This window comes from Loktanella sp. Alg231-35, from assembly GCF_900143545.1.
Lineage (GTDB): Bacteria > Pseudomonadota > Alphaproteobacteria > Rhodobacterales > Rhodobacteraceae > Yoonia.
Genome location: NZ_FREV01000008.1, coordinates 103,155 through 121,748, shown reverse-complemented (window position 1 = coordinate 121,748; position 18,594 = coordinate 103,155). Strand labels below are relative to the sequence as shown.

The following is an 18,594-nucleotide window of genomic DNA, read 5'->3' as shown; positions in this document are numbered from 1 at the left end:
ATGTGGCCGAGATGTAGGGATGGATGAGAAATGGTCAGCGCTTGGAAAAGAACCGAGCAAGGACAGAATTGAAGACATCGGATTGTTCAAGATGGACGCAATGTGCCCCGCCGGGCAAAAGGCACAGTTCGGCGTTTTCGATCCCTTTGGTCAGCTGAACAAGCCCATCAACTGAATAAGATCGGTCTTTGTCGCCGCTGATCACCAGCACCGGCATCTGCAATTCGTGTAACCGATGGCTGACATCCCATTTCTGGAATGCCTCCAACGCCCCCTCGATGGCGGCGCGTGCTGCGCCCGCACCAGCAGACAGGCAGAACTGGAACATCGGTGCGCGCTCATACTCGGCAAACCAAGTCGCTGTGACTTTCCGGGCAACCGCATCGACGCCCTCGGCACGGACACGGGCCTTGGTTTCATCGAAGGTCTCGAACCGACCTTGCAAATTGCCCGAGCTGTTGGTGGCATACAGGACCAGTTTCTGTACCCGGTCGGGATGGTCCAATGCGGTTTGAAGTGCGACCATCCCGCCCATCGAATGCCCAAGCAGGTGGAACTTGTCGATGCCCAACTCATCCAGCAATCCGACCTGTGCGATTGAAAGTGCTTCTATTGTCGAAACCGCATCCACAGCGTTGCTTCCGGCAAATCCCGGCAAATCAGGCGCGATGACATCATACATATGACCAAGCGCTGCCGCCTGATGCGCGAAGTACCCGCCGCCACCATAAAAGCCATGCTGCATGACCAGTGCCTGGCCGGTTCCGTTGCGGTGATAGTTCAACATCCGATGTTCACTCAACTCGCAAGTCCGGGAAGATAGAGCGCGATCTGCGGGAAGGCCAAAAGCAGGCCGATCAGAACGGCCAGTGCGGCGATGAACGGAAGTGCCCCAAGGATCACATCTTTGAGGTCCACTTCTTTCGGCGCAAGGCCCTGTATGACGTATAAATTCAGCCCCACCGGTGGTGTGAGAACAGCGATCTCCATCGTAATCGTGTAGATGATCCCAAACCAGATCAGGTCATAGCCGACAGAGTCGATCAGGGGGAACAGCGTGGGCAACGTGATAAATGTGATGGATACCGGTTCCAGGAACATCCCGACGATCAGGTAAAACGCGATCACCATCGCCAGAACCATATAGGGTGCCAGTTCCAGCATCAGGAACGCTTCGGTGAATTGTTGCGGAACCCGGTGATAGGTCAGGACAAAACCAAAAAGCGTACCTGCAGAAAGCAACAGGCCAAGATATCCCATGGTCCGCATGGTCGCCATCAAAGCGCCTTTTAGCCCTTCCCACCGCAGCCCGCCGATGGTGACAGCGATGACAAATGTCAGAAAGGCAGCAATTGCAGCGGCTTCGGTCGGGGTCGCAATTCCTGCATAAATCGACACCGTGATCACCAGCCCGATGACCAGCACCGGAAGCACTGCGGCCAGAATTTCAAACAAGGGCATGCGCAGCGCTTTGTCAACTTTCGGAATTGAGTCCGGGCTGGCTATGCCCCAGATCACAACAACAATGACAAACATTGTTGTTAGCGCCAGACCCGGCAGGATACCCGCAATAAACAAATCACCGATCGAGACATCCACAACAATGCCATAGAACAGGAGGATCAGACTTGGAGGGATAAGAACGCTCAATGTACCGCCCGCAGCCAGTACGCCGGCGGACAGGCGTTTGCCGTAGCCAAGTTTGAGCATCTCCGGCAGTGCCACCCCTCCGATTGTCAGGGATCCCACCATGCTGGAGCCGCAAACAGCTCCAAATCCGGCACAGGCGCCGATACTGCCATATGCCGCCGATCCGCGCAGGGGCACGCCTTGATGCATGAAACGGTAAAGGTTGGGACCAATGGTTGACCTGGCAATCAATTCCCCAAGAAAGACAAACAACGGCACGGCCAGCAATATGTAATCCACCCATACGCCCCAGATCTTCAGTTCAGTGCTGATAAGAGACGTGCTGAAGTCCTGGATTAACCACAGAAATGGCAATGACGCAGCCGCAAGAGCAAAGGGCAAAGGCAGCCCCAAAGAAATAAAAATCATGAGCAATGCCAGCAGGCCGCCACCAACGTGATACCATTCCATGTTAACGTTCCTGATGTGAGTGAGGGTCGGATTTTCCGCTGAAAGTGATCCAGATTTTTCCAGCCAAAACGATGCAAAAGACGATCAAGGCAAGGGCTGTCGGCGCCCAGAACCAGGCGCGAGGCCAACTAAGCACTTCGGATGCGGCGCCGGACTTATTTGCTCGAAAAAATGCTGATACCGCAGAATAGGCAAAGAACCCCCCGACCAGAAGCATGATCAATTGGTTCAGAAGGCCCAGAACACGTTTGGCTTTTCTTGGAAACTGGTCAACGATCATTGTGACTTTGGGCAAAGCATCCTGTTGCATGGCATAGGCCAGCCCGAGAAAGGCGCAGGGAACCAACATCAGGGCCGTCGCCTCCGTAACGATCTGGTCTGGTTTGTTGAATACGTAGCGCATGACCACACCGTAGGAGACCCAAACGGTTTGGATCACCACAATGACGGCCCCCACGGCAGCTAACATTGGGCCCAACTTCTCAATCGGATCGGCCTTTGAGTGTTTCGGTTCCATGAATTCTCCTTCGCCCTGTAGCAGAAGCCCCCAAATCAATCCGTGAAGGTTTTCTGCAACTCGCCGACCCGTAGCGAAACAGGCCGGCGTGTGCTCACATTTCGCTTAGTTCGCGTGTTCAGCAAGCAAAGCACGGATTTTGTCGGCCGTCTCGACACCACAAGTGTTGTTCAGCTCTTCGTCCCAGAAAGGTTGGACCGAGGCCAAAAGTGCAGCGCTTTCTTCGGCGCTCAACGAGCGGGCCGAACCGCCCCCGTTCATCACCGCATTGCCAACAGATTCGTTCACCCAGGCTTCGTATTGCGGCTTCAGCCAGGCTTCGGTTTCCCGGCCAGCATCCAGAATCGCTTGCTGGTCTTCGGGGCTCAACCCGTCAAATTTGGACTTGTTCATCATATACATCACATTGCCGTAGAACAAATTGGCGTTGATCATGTGCGGTTGAACCGTCCACAGCTTCCAGGAACTATAGGTTGCCACGCCCATGTTGATGCCATCCACGACGCCGCGTTCGGCCGATTGAAAAACCTCCTTGGGTGACACGAAAACCGGGCTGCCGCCCCAGGCCTCGATCATATGGCTGACCAGCGGTCCAATGGACCTGATCTGAAGACCGTTCAGGTTGCTTAGGTCCACGTTCGGTTCTTCGAACCACCATTCCTGATCAAACGAATAGTTGGAGGAGAAGATGTTGATCAGCCCGGCCTCGGCCGCTTCGGCCGCCAGGATTTCTGTCATCGCGGCATCCAGCTCGATCTGGTTTTCCAGGCTGACCGATGCGGGATAGAAAGCACCCGCGCGATAGCAAGGCAGGCGATCGTCATAAGAAATGTGACTGACATCCGCGACGCCGCCAAGTACCGCATCGATGCCTTCACTCCAGCCGTTCAGTGTGGCAGACGGAAAGATCTCCATCTTGACCCGGCCTTCGGTCTTTTCAGCAATGAGATCAGCCAGATGCTGAAAACCGTCATGGCGAATATCGACTTCGTTCACGTAAGTGGACAGCCGGATCAGCTCTTCGGCGTTGACCGCTCCTGCGCCAACACCGGCAGCAAGCACCGCCACGGAAGTGGCCATCTTAAGTTTGCTCAGCAGTTTCATTTGGGTCTCCTTGTTGGGTTGAGTTTTTGTGGTTGGAACCGAGTGAGAAAAAGATCTGATCAGCCAGCCCGACGAGGCTGAATTCATTCAGATCCGGTGCAATTTGGGTTTTGCCCGCGAAGGCAAGGCAATCATTGAATTTGTTTTGCAAATCGTGATTTGCCAAAGGGCGGTTCGGCATGCCGAATGCCTCGCCGCAAAAGCCCGTGATCGTCTGTCCGTCTTTGAACGTGATCGTGAGGCGCACACTTTCCGGGAAATCGACGCTTTCTGGGGGTGTTGACAGGTCATCAGCGTTGCGAGTTGTCACGCGTTGCATGAGGTCCTGCTTCTTTCGGTTGTTCAGTTCCGCGAGGCTGAGATCCTGAAGGCGGACACTTCCGTGCAGGGCCGCGCAGGCAAAGCAGTAGGGAAGTGAAAACTGTGCTTGCTGGGCGCTTTCGGGAACGCCGAATACCAGGCTTGCCCGCACGAGTTCCGGCACTTCGGCCACGGCGGTCTCGATGTCATCTGCGGTTTTTCCGCCCTCTTCCAGTAACTTAGCGGTTTCTTCGATGATGGCATGCACCGCCGAGCAGACCGGACTGGTCTTGAACAACAATCCCGGAGTTTCGAGCCGCCAGCGTACACCCAGGGTCTCTGCGTGCTCGGATAGCAAGATCGCCCTGTTCAACAGGGCAAAAAATCCGTTTTCCTGCTCAAAAGCGTCCTGAGGGCCGGTCAGACCAGCCTGCGCCGCGCGTGTCAGGGTTATCGCCTGAGCAGCCACGTTCCCACATAGATAGGGTTTGGTGTCCGTGCCAGCGATAGCCCTTTGAATTCCCGCATTTACAGCGGCCATTCCCAAGGCATTTGCAGTTTCCTCTGCGTCCAACGCATATAGTCTGCTGATGCCGGCAACAGCACCAATCAACGCACATGAGCCAGTTGCCCACCAACCTTGCATGAAATGGCTATGGGTGCATATCTCGCCAAGGCAATACGCAACCTCTGAGCCGATGATGAACGCAAGCAAAGCGTCGTCATCACTGGCCCCGGTTTCCTGCGCAACCGCTAGAACCGCGGGCAGGATAATGGCCGATCCATGGATCATGCCAGTGTAACTGTTGTCGTCATAGTCCCACAGATGCGCCGCCATACCGTTGATCGTGGCGGCCGCGATAGCGTCAGTGCGTTGTCCTGTGGCAGCAAAGCAATTGCCTGGGATTTTGGCGATGCTCTGCCCAAGGAGCCTCACTTTGGAATGAACCGCACCTGCCACGGCTACGCCTAACGTATCCAATGCTGCACGACGGGCGCAAATCCTGACGCCATCGGGTACGTCCTCTAGGCAAAGCGAGCCACTCCAGTGTGCAAACCGGCGCGCAAGTGTCATCTTTACAAAATGTGCGGGATTCTGGGCCAAAAGGTGCTTGTCTGATCGCTCGATCACAGCCACGCGAATCCTCCCAGTCGGCGTAGTTATGGAGCAAACGCTATAATTATTCTAGGTATGTGTCAAATACTATTATTTTGTTTTCTGGCCCTATTCAACATATGACCCGCTTCTTTTTCGCAACCCCACAACCTTCTCGATACGGTTAACCGCGCCACCCCTGCTGTTAGCAACTGCCAATGCCAGCACTGTCTCAACCATTGCGCAGATTGACACAATAGATGGGTAATAATGAGGGCTTTCAGTCGGAAGGATCAGGCAATAATCGGATAATCCCACCAGTGGGGAACTACGTTTGTCAGTGATCGAAAGTGTCGTTACGCCAATCTCTCGGGCATACTGAATAGCCTCAATAGCGGTTTTTGCGTAAGGTGCGACAGCAATGCCAAGTACCGCATCGTTTTCTTCCAGTGAGCCGAGAGTTTCAATTGCGCTTGCGAAACCTGGTCGTGTTGCGCGCAACCCAGGAAAGGCTATCCCACCTGTATTTTCCATATGAGCGGCGATCCAGGCCATCGATCCTGTTGCAACGATATGTGTGGTACGAGAACTTCGTATGCTCTCGGCAAATCCAGTCAGGGTCTCCTCCGGATTTTGGTGAAAACCTGCGCTTATGTTTTCGAGAGCTGCCGTCCGAAGCTGTGCGATCAGAGGAATTTCACCCTCTGATTTGGCTGACCCCATCAGAATTTCCGCCCGGGCACCAAAACTGTTTGAGGCTAATTCCGCCTGAAACAGCGCTTTGAAATCATCATAACTGTCATAACCGAAATGCCGAGCCAGGCGCAACATAGTCGGAGACGATACTCCGACCTGATTTGCGATACCCCGCATAGATCCAAAGGCCATTTGGTCGGGATTATCCAATGCGAACTTTGCTGCGGCTTCCAGCTTTTTTGGTAGGCTTGGGAGCTCTGCTGCGAGCTTCTCAACTATTCCGGTCATTCGAGGGGGTCCTGTTGATTCTGTAGCATTCGCTACATTGGGAAAGTTTGCAGCTCTCGTCAAATATAGCACTTGATATTTTGAATTGATAATAATAGCGTTTGGACCATCTTGCATACCAGCTTTGGGAACTCTTCCACATGGCGCGTTATTCAGCTTTCTCAATTTTCAAAAACGCCCTCGGCGGAAACCGGGGTTGGCCACGCGCATGGCGCGACCCAGTGGCGAAGCCTCAGTACGATGTCATTATCGTAGGCGGTGGCGGTCATGGTTTGGCAACGGCGTATTATCTGGCCAAAGAGCACGATATTCACAATGTTGCAGTGATCGAGCGTGGCTGGCTGGGCGGTGGCAATACCGGAAGGAATACGACCATCGTGAGGTCCAATTATATGCTGCCCGGCAATACGATGTTTTATGAACGCTCAATGCGGTTGTGGGAGAACCTGAGCCAGGATCTGAATTTCAATGTCATGATGTCACAACGAGGTCAGTTTCATCTTGGGCATTCTCCTGCACAGATGGATGGGTTGCGACGGCGCGGCAACATCATGCGAGCTCATGGGATCGATGGCGAGTTGATCGACAGGGCAGAAGTGCAGCGGCGCCTGCCATATCTCGACTATTCCGAGAACGCCCGGTTTCCCATAGTAGGTGCGCTCTATCAGGGTCGCGCCGGTACAGCGCGACATGACGCTGTGGCATGGGGGTATGCCCGTGCAGCTGATCGTCTAGGCGTTGATATCATTCAACAATGCGAAGTTCTCGGATATCTTTGGGACAATGATCGCATTGTCGGGGTTCAAACCACCAAGGGGGACATTCGGGCGCCCAAAGTCGGGCTGGCTGTTGCTGGAAATACCACCGTGCTTGCAGAAAAAGCCGGGGTTCGGTTACCGATTGAGACTCATGCACTGCAGGCCTTTGTCACCGAACCTATCAAGCCATTTATCGACAATGTGGTCAGCTTTGGCGCAGCGCATTTCTACATCAGCCAATCCGATAAAGGCGGCCTGGTTTTGGGCGGCGACCTGGACGGCTACAACTCCTATGCGCAGCGTGGCGGGTTACCAATTGTGAACCATACAATGGCGGCCGCGAAATCCCTGGTGCCTGCAATTTCGCGTCAACGCCTGTTGCGGCACTGGGCCGGTGCCATGGACATGACGATGGATGGATCGCCGATCATTGCGAAACTGCCCGTTGAAGGGCTCTATTTGAATGGCGGCTGGTGTTACGGCGGCTTCAAGGCCACGCCCGCAGGAGGATGGTGTTTCGCCTGGACCATCGCCAAGGACGAGCCCCACAAAGACAACGCCGAATTCACATTATCCCGGTTCGAACAGGGCTACCAGATCGATGAAAAGGCCCATGGGCCGCAGGCGAACCTGCAGTAAAGGGAAACAGATGATCCGTTTGAATTGCCCGGTGTGCGGGCTGCGTGACGAAACAGAATTTACCTATTTGGGAGACGCGACAGCGCGCCGCCCGAAGATGGACGAGACCGACCCCAAGCCTTGGGTGGACTTTGTTTTCTTTCGCGATAACCCGCGTGGCTCGCACAAGGAATATTGGCACCATGTCCTGGGCTGCAGGCAATGGTTGATCGTGGAGCGCGATACAGTGAGCCATGACATAAGCAGTTCTTCATTGGCAAAGGACGTCTCAGCATGAGCGCGCGTAGACTACCCGAGGGTGGACGGATTGACCGTAGCGCCTTACTTCAGCTGACATTCGACGGGCGAAGCATCGAGGCCTATCCGGGCGATACACTGGCATCGGCGCTGCTGGCTGCCGATGAGGCGATTATTGCCCGCAGTTTCAAATACCATCGCCCTAGAGGCATTGTCGCCGCCGGTGTGGAAGAGCCCAACGCGCTGGTGCAACTTCGCAGCGGTGCTCGAACCGAACCAAACACACGCGCCACAACGCTTGAAGCCTATAGCGGTCTGAACGCAACAGGGCAAAATGCCTGGCCAAGTCTGAAGTTCGATCTGCAATCTGTGAACCGGCACCTTTCGCCATTCTTCGGTGCAGGGTTCTATTACAAGACATTCATGGGTCCGTTCAAAGGGACCGGCTTCTGGATGACTTGCGAAAAGTTCATTCGCAAGGCGGCGGGGATGGGGAAAGGGGACCATTCCCCGGACCCTGACAGTTATCAGACAAGCAATGCCTTTTGCGATCTGCTGGTTATTGGTGCCGGCCCTGCGGGTCTGGCCGCGGCATTGGCCGCCGGAGAAAACGGCGATCGCATTCTTCTGATCGAACAGGATCATGAACTGGGCGGCTCTTTGCTGTCCAATCCCGTAGGTGGTCAAAGCGATACTTGGCTGGCCGAGATGCGCGCGCGTCTGACGGCGCTCGATAATGTGAAAATCCTGACACGCACGACGGTTTTTGGTGCCTATGACAGCGATGTATATGGCGCGGTCGAGCGGCTCTGGGACCACGTGGAGACGGTTCCGCCGCATCAGCATCGGCAAATCTTTTGGCAAATTCGGGCCAAACGTGCGGTCATGGCCACCGGTGCAATTGAGCGGCATCTGGCCTTTGGTCACAATGATTTGCCGGGGGTCATGCTGGCATCCGGGGTGCGCAGCTATCTCAATCGCTATGCCGTGCTGGCAGGGCGTTCGATCGTTGTCATGACCAATAATGACAGCGCCTATGGTGCCGCAATCGAACTGGCGCAGGCCGGGGCAAGTGTCACATTGGCGGACCTGCGCAGGACGCCGCCCGATGGATTGTCCAAACGTCTGGATGCGGCGGGTGGAACGGTTTTGGCCGGGCACGGGGTTCTTTGTGCGTTGGGCCGGAAGCGCGTATCGGGCGCGCAGATTGCTCCGCTGGACGAGCGCGGGCAAAGCTGCGGTGCCGCGCGCAAGGTCGATTGTGATGTCATTGCTGTCTCTGGTGGGTGGTCCCCGGTGTTGAACCTGTGGAGCCATCGACAAAAGAAACCCGTCTTTGATGAAAGTGCCTGGTGTTTCAAACCAAGCGCCGATGCTTTGCCGACACTCACTCCCGTGGGCAGTGCGGTGGCGGCCGGAACCTTGCAGAACACCATCGCAGATGGAGCCAAAGCCGGGGCTGTCAAGGGCGTGATGCCAGACCTGGCATCCGATAACCCGGACGCAGACCATTGGGTACGCGACATAAGCCCGGTCTGGCGCATCACTGGTGCGAACGGCAAAACAACAGGCAAAGCCTTTGTTGATATGCAGCATGATGTTGCGGTGTCCGATATCGAACTGGCTCATCGTGAAGGCTATGTTTCGGTGGAACATCTTAAACGCTACACGACAACCGGCATGGCGACCGATCAGGGTAAGCTGTCGAACATGCCCGCACTTGCGCGCATGGCGGAATTGCTGGGTAGCTCCATTCCAGAGGTTGGAACCACGACGTTCCGCCCCCCCTTTACACCGACAACGGTTGGGGCGCTGGCGGCAAATGATGCAGGTCACCACTTTGCCCCAACGCGGCGCTCGGCGCTGCATGACTGGCATGTGGAAAACGGCGCCAAGATCATGCAGGCAGGCCTGTGGCTGCGGCCCTGGTACTATCCTGATTCTGGCGAGGATCTAGACGCGGCCTATCGGCGCGAAGCCTCTCATGTACGTGATCATGTCGGAATGGTGGATGTCTCGACCTTGGGGAAAATTCAGGTACAGGGTCCGGATGTGGCCGAGTTCCTGAACCGGATTTACGTAAACGGTTGGAAGACCTTGCAAGTTGGTCGCATTCGATATGGCCTGATGCTGCGCGAGGATGGGATCGTTCTTGACGATGGTGCGACCGCGCGCCTGGGTGAGCATGAATATTTCATGACCACCACCACGGCCAATGCCGCCAAGGTTTTGGCGCTGGCTGAACAGCTGTTGCAAACCGAATGGCGGGACCTGAAGGTACATGTCACCTCGGTCACCGACCAATGGGCTGCCATGGCCGTTGCCGGGCCAAATGCACGGGATGTGTTGGCATCGGCGTTTGAGACTGTTGATCTGAGCGCCGAAGCTTTGCCCAACAATCATTTTGTCAAAGCGATAATTGATGGCATCCAATGCCGTATCCACAGGATGAGCTTTTCCGGGGAGCTCGCTTATGAGGTCTATGCGCCTGCGAAGTTTGGCTATCATCTGTGGGCCCAAATAATGGCACATGGCGCCACTTATGACATTCGTCCCTATGGCATGGAATCCATGGGCACGCTCAGGATTGAAAAGGGCCATGTTGCCGGACCGGAACTGGATGGCAGAACCACTCTGCACGACATTGGACTTGAAGGTATGGCATCAAGCAAAAAACCTTTTGTAGGCTCTGTGTTGCGCAACCGGCCACGGCTTGCGGATAAAACCCGCCCAACGCTCGTCGGGCTGGAAATCCAAGGGGATACCGGCGCGAAATCTGGGTCCATTCTTTATGACATGACCGGTAGCACGGACAATCACGGCCTCGGCTGGGTGTCATCCACAACTTATTCTCCGGCTCTGGGGAAATACATTGCACTGGGGTTCCTGGCCGAGGGCCGTGAACGTCACGGACAGCAGGTTCGCGTCATCGACTTTCTCGGGACCGGCACGCAGACAGCAACGGTCACCTCGCCGCATTTCTTCGATCCGAAAGGGGTTCGGCAAAATGGCTGATCAACGCTCACCACTGATCTCAGCGATGCAACCTGGCCGCCTTGGCGGTATGTCGCACAACGCCGGTGTTTCGATATGCGAAAAATCCTTGGGCGGGGTGGCTCAGATCGCTGGTTGGGAAGATCTCTCTGAGGAATTGTCACGGGTGTATGACCTGACCGGCCCCCTTTCCAATACCGCGAAACAGGCTGTCGGGGAGTTCACCCTCTTCAAGATCGCGCCCGAACGTGTGCAATTGCACCACCCTGACGCTGATGTGCTTGCGCAAAGTGGCCAACAACTGGACACCCAAAAAGCAGGCTATGTTGACCTTGGCCATGCCCGGTGCCGCCTTTGCCTAAGCGGCCCGGACGTAGAACAGGTTCTGTCACGCCTGGCCGCACTGGATTTTTGTACAAGCGCATTCCCCGCTGACGACTTTCGCCAGTCCGGTATCCACCACATAGGCACGTTGTTTCACCGCACGGCAGAGCATGAATTCGACCTGTTTGTGCCTACAACATGGGCCGTTAGCGTGTATGAATACATCTATGATGCGGCCCAGAGCTTTGGGATCGACGTCGCACCTTTCGAAGTTCACAAGGCATTATGAAATGGCTCAGGATACAACGGGAACCTTCACCAAGGGTCAGATTTTTGATCTGGCTTTCGACTGTTTGCATCGCAATGGGTGCGATGATGAAAATGCCCGGGCAATAGCCGACAACATAGCCCGCGCAGAGCTTGATGGCTGTGCCTCGCACGGGTTGTTCAGATTGCCAGGCTATGTCGCGGCCCTGCGGAGCGAAAAAGTTGACGGGGCCGCGCGGCCGCACACTGCGGTTTCTCAAAAGGCCCCAAGCGTTCTAAAAGTCGATGCGGCAGGTGGATTTGCCCCGCTCGCGCTTGAAGTCGCTCGCCCGGAATTGATTTCCCTGACGAAGAAAATGGGAATCGCCGCGATTGGCGTTGTTCACGTTCATCATTTTTCCGCCCTTTGGGCCGACGTCGAACCGCTGGCCGAAGCAGGGCTGGTTGCACTTGCGTGCACGGCCTACTTGCCTGCGGTCGCCCCCGTTGGAAGTAGTACGCCGTTTTTTGGAACCAATCCGATGGCGTTTGCCTGGCCCCGTAAAGGAAAACCACCGATGGTCATCGACCAATCGTCAGCCGCCATGGCAAGGGGAGAGGTCATGATTGCGGCGCGGGATGGCAAGGACGTGCCCGAAGGGGTCGGTCTTGACACGGACGGGCAACCAACGACCGATCCGGCGAAAGTTCTGGAAGGCGTGATGCTTCCGTTTGGCGGGCACAAGGGGTCCGCGATTGCCTTGATCGTCGAACTTCTGGCCGCGGGTCTAATTGGTGAATCCTTTAGTGTAGAGGCCAAGGAAAGAGATAACGCTGATGGTGGCCCGCCACGCGGTGGAATGTTCATGATGGCGATCAATCCAGATATGTTTGGCGACGAGAGTTGGGATGCACATTCCAATACCTTCCTGACAAAGCTGGAAAACCTTGATGGCGTAAGATTGCCGGGGCAACGACGCATCGCCAATCGCACGAACAACGCTGAACATGGTATTCGGGTAAAACAGGAGTTGCTGGATACAATTCGATCGCTTCCTTCCCTTGAGTAAGGTGATGGTCAGGTCGCGTCCATCGCAACCGCGTGCGCCAAGTTGATAGTTTCTCTGGGTGCATACAAATGGCCGGGCCTTGATCCTTTTGGGCTTTCGATTAGCGACCCACGGTAGGTGAGCCACTCAACTCACATCAGATCGGCCATTGAGTCCTGGCGCTGCAAAGGCTAATTTTGCCCGCGACTTTCCCATGTACCTTTATACTTTCACTGCGGGTCACATGAAGGGCTGCTCTGCTCACCGCAGTGAGGCGCGAGGTTCTGCCGCCGTGCAGCAGGAGAAATTCAGCCAGCAAACTTTGCGAGATTTTGGCACTTTTGCTCTGGGCTCTTCCAGAACCTTCGCTGCGTTATCCACGAACGGTAAGTCTAGGACGACACGCCTTTTGCTGCACCGTCTGCGAACTCAACAAGCGCGGAGATACTGTTGAAGAAGTCGATGTTTTGGTCGGCGCGGTGTTGAGCGAGAGGCGGCCGCGCGCCGTTTTCTTTCACGTTGGCGCCGCTACTGGCACCATCTTTGCCAGTTTCCGGACATAGCTGACTTTTGTATCAATAAGAGCAACGTCCGCATTCACTCGTCTTTGCCGACATTTGACCTTGAGACATTAGGCTCTGTTCGAGTTGAGTCCAAAAGCCACTTTTTTGGTTCGGGAGATCCAGTGGCCGAACTACCTTGCGCGCCACGCCAACCCGGCTTCAGTGCGACCGGCGGGGTGATATTCGCATCCAATCCATCCGGTATAGCTCAATTTTTTCAAGGTGCTAAACACTGCCGCATAGTCGCAATCACCATGATCTGGCTCGTGCCGGTCAGGGACACTTGCAATCTGGATGTGCGAGATGCAGGGGAAATGCATCTCCAGAGCACCAACTGCATCGCCCCCCATGATTTGGGCATGGTAGCAATCAAACTGAAGCCTCAAATTTGGCTCACCCAACTCTGAGAATAGTTGGTGTGCCTCGTGGGGATGGTTCAGGAAATACCCCGGCATATCGGTTGTGTTGATCGGTTCAATCAGTGCGGTGAGTCCCGCGTTAGCAAAGCGTCGTGCCGCATGGTTCAGGTTTTCAAGATAGATTTCTCTGGCACTATCTCGGTCCAAGTCATCGACACATCCAGCCATTATGTGCATCTGCCGTAACCCAGTGACATCGGCATATGACAACGCTGTTTCTACCGATGCCCTGAATTCCTGTTGCCTGCCCACAAGGGCTGCGATGCCCCTGTCGCCCGCCACCCAATCGCCCGGCGGCAGATTGTGCAGCACAAGCGTCAGCCCAGCGCGTTGCACGAACTCCGCAATCTCGGTGGGTGAGTAAGCATAGGGAAACAGAAATTCCACACCCCGAAACCCGGCATTAGCAGCGGCTTGGAACCGTTCATGAAAAGGCAGTTCGGTGAACATGAAACTGAGATTGGCGGCAAATTTCAAAGACATCAGACAATACCGGTCAAGATCTGGATTTATTGGTCTCACGAACGAAGGCAAAATAGCCCGATTGGTCCAGTTCACCCATTCCGCTCTCTACCATGGCAGCCCAAAGCCACTGGCTTTTGGACAATAGTGGTAAAGACAGTTCAACCTCCCTGGCTAAATCCACGGCATGTCTCATGTCTTTATGCTGTGTGGTCGCACGAGCACCGGGTGAGAACGCGCCGTCAATCATCCGCTGACCGTGCAGTTCAAGAATGCGGCTGCCTGCAAACCCGCCCATCAGGGCTTCGCGGACTTTCGCGATATCGGCCCCTGCAGCAGCGGCCAACGCAAGGGATTCGGCGATAATTCCAACTGTGGTCCCGACAATGGCCTGATTGGCGACTTTTGCAGCCTGTCCTGTTCCGACGGGACCAATGTGGGTCAGCGCGCCCCCGAGAACATCAAATACCGGCTTTGTTGCGTTGATATCGGTGGGATCCCCTCCTGCCATGATCGACAATGTGCCAGCCTTTGCGCCGACTTCCCCTCCGGATACCGGCGCATCTATATAGCGTCCACCGCGCATTTTAACTTCAACAGCCAAGCGACGTGTCGCACTGACTTCGGAGGTCCCCATATCGATCACCACCGCACCGGGAACAAGACCCGCCAGCACCCCGGAGTCTCCGTCAAGTGCGGCCTCAAGGGAAGGTGTATCGCTTACGCACAGGATAATGGTTCCTGTTCCGACATCGTGTGCGACCTGGGCAGGAGTCACCGCAACTTTAGCGCCCAGGTTAGCCAGCCCCGCACATTTTGATGAGGTCCGGTTATAGACGGTCAGGTCGGCATTTGCCTCCAACAGGTTTTTTGCCATTGGAGCGCCCATGAGGCCTAAGCCGATAAAGCCTATCTTTTTATATGTGAGGGGCACGCAAGCCTCCGATGGAATTAGTAGTAATTCTACAGGCCAGAATCTCCGTGAAGACCTGGCCTGCAAAAACCATTCTGAAGTGGCAAAAGCCCACCATCAACTGCCCTTCAGTATCCGAGAACCGATGGCAGCCAAAGTGATGCGGCTGGAACGAATGTCACAATCAGCAGTGTCCCGATCAATGGCACCATGAACGGAAGCGTTCCCATTATCGTATCTTTCATTGACACCCCGCTGACAGTACTCAGCACGTATAGTACGATCCCAAGCGGCGGAGAGAGCAACCCGATCATCAGGTTGAGTACCATAATCACACCAAACTGCGTCGGGTCAACGCCTGCGGCCACTGCAACCGGCATCAGGATTGGGGTCAGGATGGTGATCGCGGCAATGGCATCCAGGAAACAACCAACGATGATCAACAGCAGATTGATTAAAAGCAGTATGACGATGACATTGTCGGTCACACCGAACAGTGCTTCGGAGAATCCTTGTGCCACGCGTTCAGTTGTGATGATCCAGGCAAACAGTGCGGCCGCGCTGACGATAAACAGGATCGAGGCAGTCATTTCGGCGGATTCTTTGGTTGCCTGCCAGATCTCTTTGGGGCCCAGCGTCCGGTAAACAAAAAGACCGAGAATCAGCGCATAGGCTGCGGCCGCTATCGCGGCTTCGGTTGGCGTGAATATCCCGCCCAGAATGCCGCCAACAATAATGACCGGCGTCAACAGCGACAGGATTGCTTTATTGAAAGACTTGTTGACCGTGCACCACGAGAAGTTCCCATCCTTTGGCAAATCATTGCGCGCCGCGATCCAGCGCACCATGATCGCCAATGCGATCGCCATGATGATACCGGGCAGGAATCCTGCAACGAACAGTTTCCCGATGGAAACATCCGCCACAAAACCGAAAATGATCATCGGCAGGGATGGTGGAATTAGTGGTCCAATGATGGAGCTGGCGGCGGTCAGGCCGACCGACAAACGGTCGCCGTATCCCCGGTCGCGCATGGCTTTGATTTCAATTGCACCAAGCCCGCCCGCATCCGCTACCGCCGCACCACTCATTCCGGCGAAGATGACGCTGGCCACGATATTAACGTAGCAAATTCCTCCACGGGCCCATGCGAACAAATGTGAGGCAAATGTGAATATTCGGTCGGTTATCGCTGACGAATTCATCAATGCACCCGCAAGGATGAAAAAGGGAATTGCCAAAAGCGGGAAGCTGTCAATCCCGCTGACCATTTTCTGAATAATGACAAGGCTTGGAATGCCCTTAGCCAGGACAAACACGACTGATCCCAAAGCCATCGACACGGCGACTGGGATTCCGATGACGATCATCAAAGTGACCGCGATAATAAGAATTGTTGCGGCCATGTCAGATCCCCAGGTTTCTGTTTTCGTTTACGTCGCTGTCCCCATCATTTTTGATGGCGTGAAGCAGGTAGTGAAACGCCATCAAAAAGAGCGCGACAGCGCAAATCCAGAACAGGAAACTTTTTGGAATGGGGACGCTGCTCATTTTCAGGCTGGTGACATTGGCAAAGCGGACAGCAGTCCAGCTGAGAAACAAGAAGAATACCGCTGATACCACGTCAAAGCTGCGCACGAGCAGAGCCTTGAGTTTGGGCGGGAGCATGTCGAGGATCAAATCGACCTTGATGTGGCTATCTCTTTGCGCGCAAACCACTGCGCCCACATAGGTCAATACGATAAGAAACATCCGCGCGACCTCTTCGGTCCAGCCCAAAGAGTCATTGAGCACATAGCGCGTGAAGAACTGCAGTCCGACAATCAAAAACAATGCCCATAGCGTAAGGCACATTGCAATGACCTGGAGTTTATTAAGAATTTGCATCTGTCCCTCGCGTTATAGCTAAAAGGCCTGCGCGGCGATCACCGCGCAGGTCGTTTTCGGGATTATTCTGCGCCCAAGGCGAGCAAGTCTTCGATGTGACGTGCTTCCCAAGGCCAGTCGTCGGTCAAGATCGTCGGCCTGACGATATCAATGAATGGCTGGCGATCCAGCTCATGAACGTTGATACCTTCAGCGCGGAACCACTCGACCAGATCCTTTTCGGACTGGATGATATCCGCTGAGGCACCTGCCGCAGCTTCTTGCAGAACCTCACTGATGATGCCCTGGTCTTCTTCGGTCAAGCGAGCCCAAGTCGGTCCGCCGATCAGAGTATAGTAGCCGTCCGTCATGTGTCCGGTCAGCATGATATCTGACTGGACCTCGTAGAACTTCTTGGCCTGAATTGTTGGCAGAGGGTTTTCCTGAGCAACGACAACACCTTGCTGCAACGCGAGGTACAACTCTGAAAAGTTGACCGGTGTGGAGTTCGCACCAGCTGCATCCGGGAATACCATATAGATCGGCACCGGTGGCACGCGCATTTTGACGCCCTCAAAGGCGGCGGGCGTCAAAAGAGGTTCGTTTGCGGTGACATGACGCTGACCAAAATAGGTCAACGCGATGACTTTGCTGCCTGAAATTTCCTCATATGCGCTGGTCAGTTCCTCGTAGGTGTCACTTGTCGGGTAAGCCAAGAAGTGATCGAGGTCGCGCCAAAGGAATGCCGCCAGATGAATCGAAATCGGTTCATAACGCTGAGCCATGTGTCCAGCGCCGACGTATCCGATGTCCACAAGGCCAAGGGTCAGTGACTCTTCAACCTCACGTTCGCTGCCCAGCTGGCCAGACCCAAATACCTCGATCGAGTGGCGACCTTCGGTACGTTCCTCGACCTGTTCTGCGGCCCATTCAGCCCATTTGTAATGCGCTGAACTTGGCTCGTAGGACAGTGAAAGCTTTAAGGCGTCTGCGTATGATGCTGTTGCGACACACATCCCCAGCCCTACAGCCGCTGCAGCCCAAAATCGGTTCTTCATGGTTTCCTCCCATAGGTTACGATTCTATTTTTTGTATACCTTTTATACCAAAGCTGTAAAGAAACTTAATTCCAGACCCATTTGATGCCATCGCTCTACGTGCGTTTCCAAGACTTGAGGCGCGTTGTGAAACAGACCGCGATCACTCAAGTGGCTAGAGCGGATGCTACTTGAAAATAGGGCGAACTTCTGGCTAAGCAGGGGTATGAAGCAGAAGAAACTCTACGAACAGGTTGAACAGGTTCTTTCCGAAGAAATCGCTGAGGGAATTTACAAGCCAGGTGACGCCCTTCCTCCGGAACGAGAGTTGATGGAAAGGTTTGAAGTGGGCCGACCGTCGATCCGCGAGGCTCTGTTTTCATTGTCCAAGCGCGGGTTGGTTGAAATGGGAAGCGGTCGCCGGCCGCGCGTTTTGAAACCCAGTTTTGACACGATTATCGGGGAGCTGGACGTCATTGTCCGGCAGGTACTCAACGACACATCCAACATTGCGCATCTCATGGAACTCCGCCGCATTCTTGAATGTGCCCTTGCGCGTAAATTGGCGTCCGAAGTGACCGACGAAGAGATCGCGGAACTTAAGGCAAAGCTGGATGAAAACCAGAAAGCGCTTGGCAACCTTGACCGGTTCTGGGCAACGGATTCTGAATTTCACAGCATGATTGCCCGCATGAGCGGCAATCCGGTATTGCCGACTATTATCGACGTTATTCTCAACTGGCTTATCGTAAACCGGCGCGTGACACTGTCAGCACCAGGCAGTGACAAGATGGCATTCAAAGCACATCAAATGATCTATAACGGTATTGCGACAAGAAATCCCGATATGGCCGAAGAGAGCATGAAAGAGCACCTCCTAAGTGTTGAGAAACGCGTCAAGAAGGCACTGCAAAGCTCACCTGAATAGATTTCAAACTAAGCTGCAACTTTGAGGGTCACCAGCTCCCAGCTGCCGTGTCTTGGCG

General features: G+C 54.7%; 17 protein-coding genes. 6 read left to right on the top strand and 11 right to left on the bottom strand.

Annotated features, from left to right (window positions below; genetic code table 11):
- Positions 1 to 34: 34 nt before the first annotated feature.
- The 6 genes from DHN10_RS17465 to DHN10_RS17440 form a co-directional block, all read right to left on the bottom strand.
- Positions 35 to 787 (bottom strand): alpha/beta fold hydrolase, encoded by a 753-nt coding sequence (locus tag DHN10_RS17465; protein ID WP_108816645.1) that lies wholly within the window; start codon positions 785 to 787, stop codon positions 35 to 37.
- Positions 788 to 798: 11 nt separating this feature from the next.
- Entirely contained in the window at positions 799 to 2,100 is a 1,302-nt protein-coding gene (locus DHN10_RS17460) for a TRAP transporter large permease (RefSeq protein ID WP_108816644.1), read from the bottom strand.
- A gap of 1 nt (position 2,101) precedes the next feature.
- A complete protein-coding gene (locus tag DHN10_RS17455) occupies positions 2,102 to 2,617 on the bottom strand; it encodes a TRAP transporter small permease (RefSeq protein ID WP_108816706.1) in 516 nt (171 codons plus the stop codon).
- A gap of 105 nt (positions 2,618 to 2,722) precedes the next feature.
- Positions 2,723 to 3,721, bottom strand: a complete 999-nt coding sequence (gene dctP, locus DHN10_RS17450) for a TRAP transporter substrate-binding protein DctP (protein WP_108816643.1) — start codon at positions 3,719 to 3,721, stop codon at positions 2,723 to 2,725.
- Positions 3,699 to 5,096 carry an MmgE/PrpD family protein gene (locus tag DHN10_RS17445; protein ID WP_159087057.1) on the bottom strand — a complete coding sequence of 466 codons (1,398 nt, stop codon included), beginning with the start codon at positions 5,094 to 5,096 and terminating at the stop codon, positions 3,699 to 3,701. Before DHN10_RS17445 ends, dctP (DHN10_RS17450) begins: the two co-directional genes overlap by 23 nt.
- Positions 5,097 to 5,246: 150 nt before the next feature.
- Complete coding sequence (locus tag DHN10_RS17440) at positions 5,247 to 6,218, bottom strand: MurR/RpiR family transcriptional regulator (RefSeq protein ID WP_108816641.1); 972 nt, start codon at positions 6,216 to 6,218, stop codon at positions 5,247 to 5,249.
- A 23-nt stretch (positions 6,219 to 6,241) separates the two neighbouring features.
- Between DHN10_RS17440 and DHN10_RS17435 the strand changes: the two genes are divergently transcribed.
- Genes DHN10_RS17435 through DHN10_RS17415 form a run of 5 tightly spaced genes read left to right on the top strand, consistent with a single transcriptional unit; the run spans position 6,242 to position 12,369 of the window.
- On the top strand, positions 6,242 to 7,498 hold the full coding sequence (locus tag DHN10_RS17435) for a sarcosine oxidase subunit beta family protein (RefSeq protein ID WP_108816640.1): 1,257 nt from the start codon (positions 6,242 to 6,244) through the stop codon (positions 7,496 to 7,498).
- 10 nt (positions 7,499 to 7,508) lie between these two features.
- Positions 7,509 to 7,775, top strand: a complete 267-nt coding sequence (locus DHN10_RS17430; RefSeq protein WP_108816639.1) for a sarcosine oxidase subunit delta — start codon at positions 7,509 to 7,511, stop codon at positions 7,773 to 7,775.
- Positions 7,772 to 10,750 (top strand): sarcosine oxidase subunit alpha family protein, encoded by a 2,979-nt coding sequence (locus DHN10_RS17425; RefSeq protein ID WP_108816638.1) that lies wholly within the window; start codon positions 7,772 to 7,774, stop codon positions 10,748 to 10,750. Before DHN10_RS17430 ends, DHN10_RS17425 begins: the two co-directional genes overlap by 4 nt.
- Entirely contained in the window at positions 10,743 to 11,342 is a 600-nt protein-coding gene (locus DHN10_RS17420; RefSeq protein WP_108816637.1) for a sarcosine oxidase subunit gamma, read from the top strand. The genes DHN10_RS17425 and DHN10_RS17420 overlap by 8 nt, the downstream gene beginning before the upstream one ends.
- Position 11,343: 1 nt before the next feature.
- The gene (locus tag DHN10_RS17415) at positions 11,344 to 12,369 is read left to right on the top strand and encodes an Ldh family oxidoreductase (RefSeq protein ID WP_108816636.1); all 1,026 of its coding nucleotides are present in this window, start codon (positions 11,344 to 11,346) and stop codon (positions 12,367 to 12,369) included.
- Between the two features lie 673 nt (positions 12,370 to 13,042).
- Here the strand turns inward: DHN10_RS17415 and otnI are convergent.
- The 5 genes from otnI to dctP (DHN10_RS17390) form a co-directional block, all read right to left on the bottom strand.
- The gene (gene otnI / locus DHN10_RS17410; protein ID WP_108816635.1) at positions 13,043 to 13,813 is read right to left on the bottom strand and encodes a 2-oxo-tetronate isomerase; all 771 of its coding nucleotides are present in this window, start codon (positions 13,811 to 13,813) and stop codon (positions 13,043 to 13,045) included.
- A 13-nt stretch (positions 13,814 to 13,826) separates the two neighbouring features.
- Positions 13,827 to 14,726: an NAD(P)-dependent oxidoreductase gene (locus DHN10_RS17405; RefSeq protein WP_267895724.1), complete on the bottom strand. Its 900-nt coding sequence runs from the start codon at positions 14,724 to 14,726 to the stop codon at positions 13,827 to 13,829.
- A 107-nt stretch (positions 14,727 to 14,833) separates the two neighbouring features.
- Positions 14,834 to 16,111: a TRAP transporter large permease gene (locus tag DHN10_RS17400; RefSeq protein WP_108816633.1), complete on the bottom strand. Its 1,278-nt coding sequence runs from the start codon at positions 16,109 to 16,111 to the stop codon at positions 14,834 to 14,836.
- Between the two features lies 1 nt (position 16,112).
- On the bottom strand, positions 16,113 to 16,559 hold the full coding sequence (locus DHN10_RS17395) for a TRAP transporter small permease (RefSeq protein WP_234417182.1): 447 nt from the start codon (positions 16,557 to 16,559) through the stop codon (positions 16,113 to 16,115).
- Between the two features lie 95 nt (positions 16,560 to 16,654).
- The gene (gene dctP / locus DHN10_RS17390; protein WP_108816631.1) at positions 16,655 to 17,629 is read right to left on the bottom strand and encodes a TRAP transporter substrate-binding protein DctP; all 975 of its coding nucleotides are present in this window, start codon (positions 17,627 to 17,629) and stop codon (positions 16,655 to 16,657) included.
- Positions 17,630 to 17,834: 205 nt separating this feature from the next.
- Here dctP (DHN10_RS17390) and DHN10_RS17385 point away from each other — a divergent pair, with 205 nt between their 5' ends.
- Positions 17,835 to 18,536, top strand: a complete 702-nt coding sequence (locus DHN10_RS17385; RefSeq protein ID WP_159087054.1) for an FCD domain-containing protein — start codon at positions 17,835 to 17,837, stop codon at positions 18,534 to 18,536.
- The last annotated feature ends 58 nt before the right edge of the window (positions 18,537 to 18,594 follow it).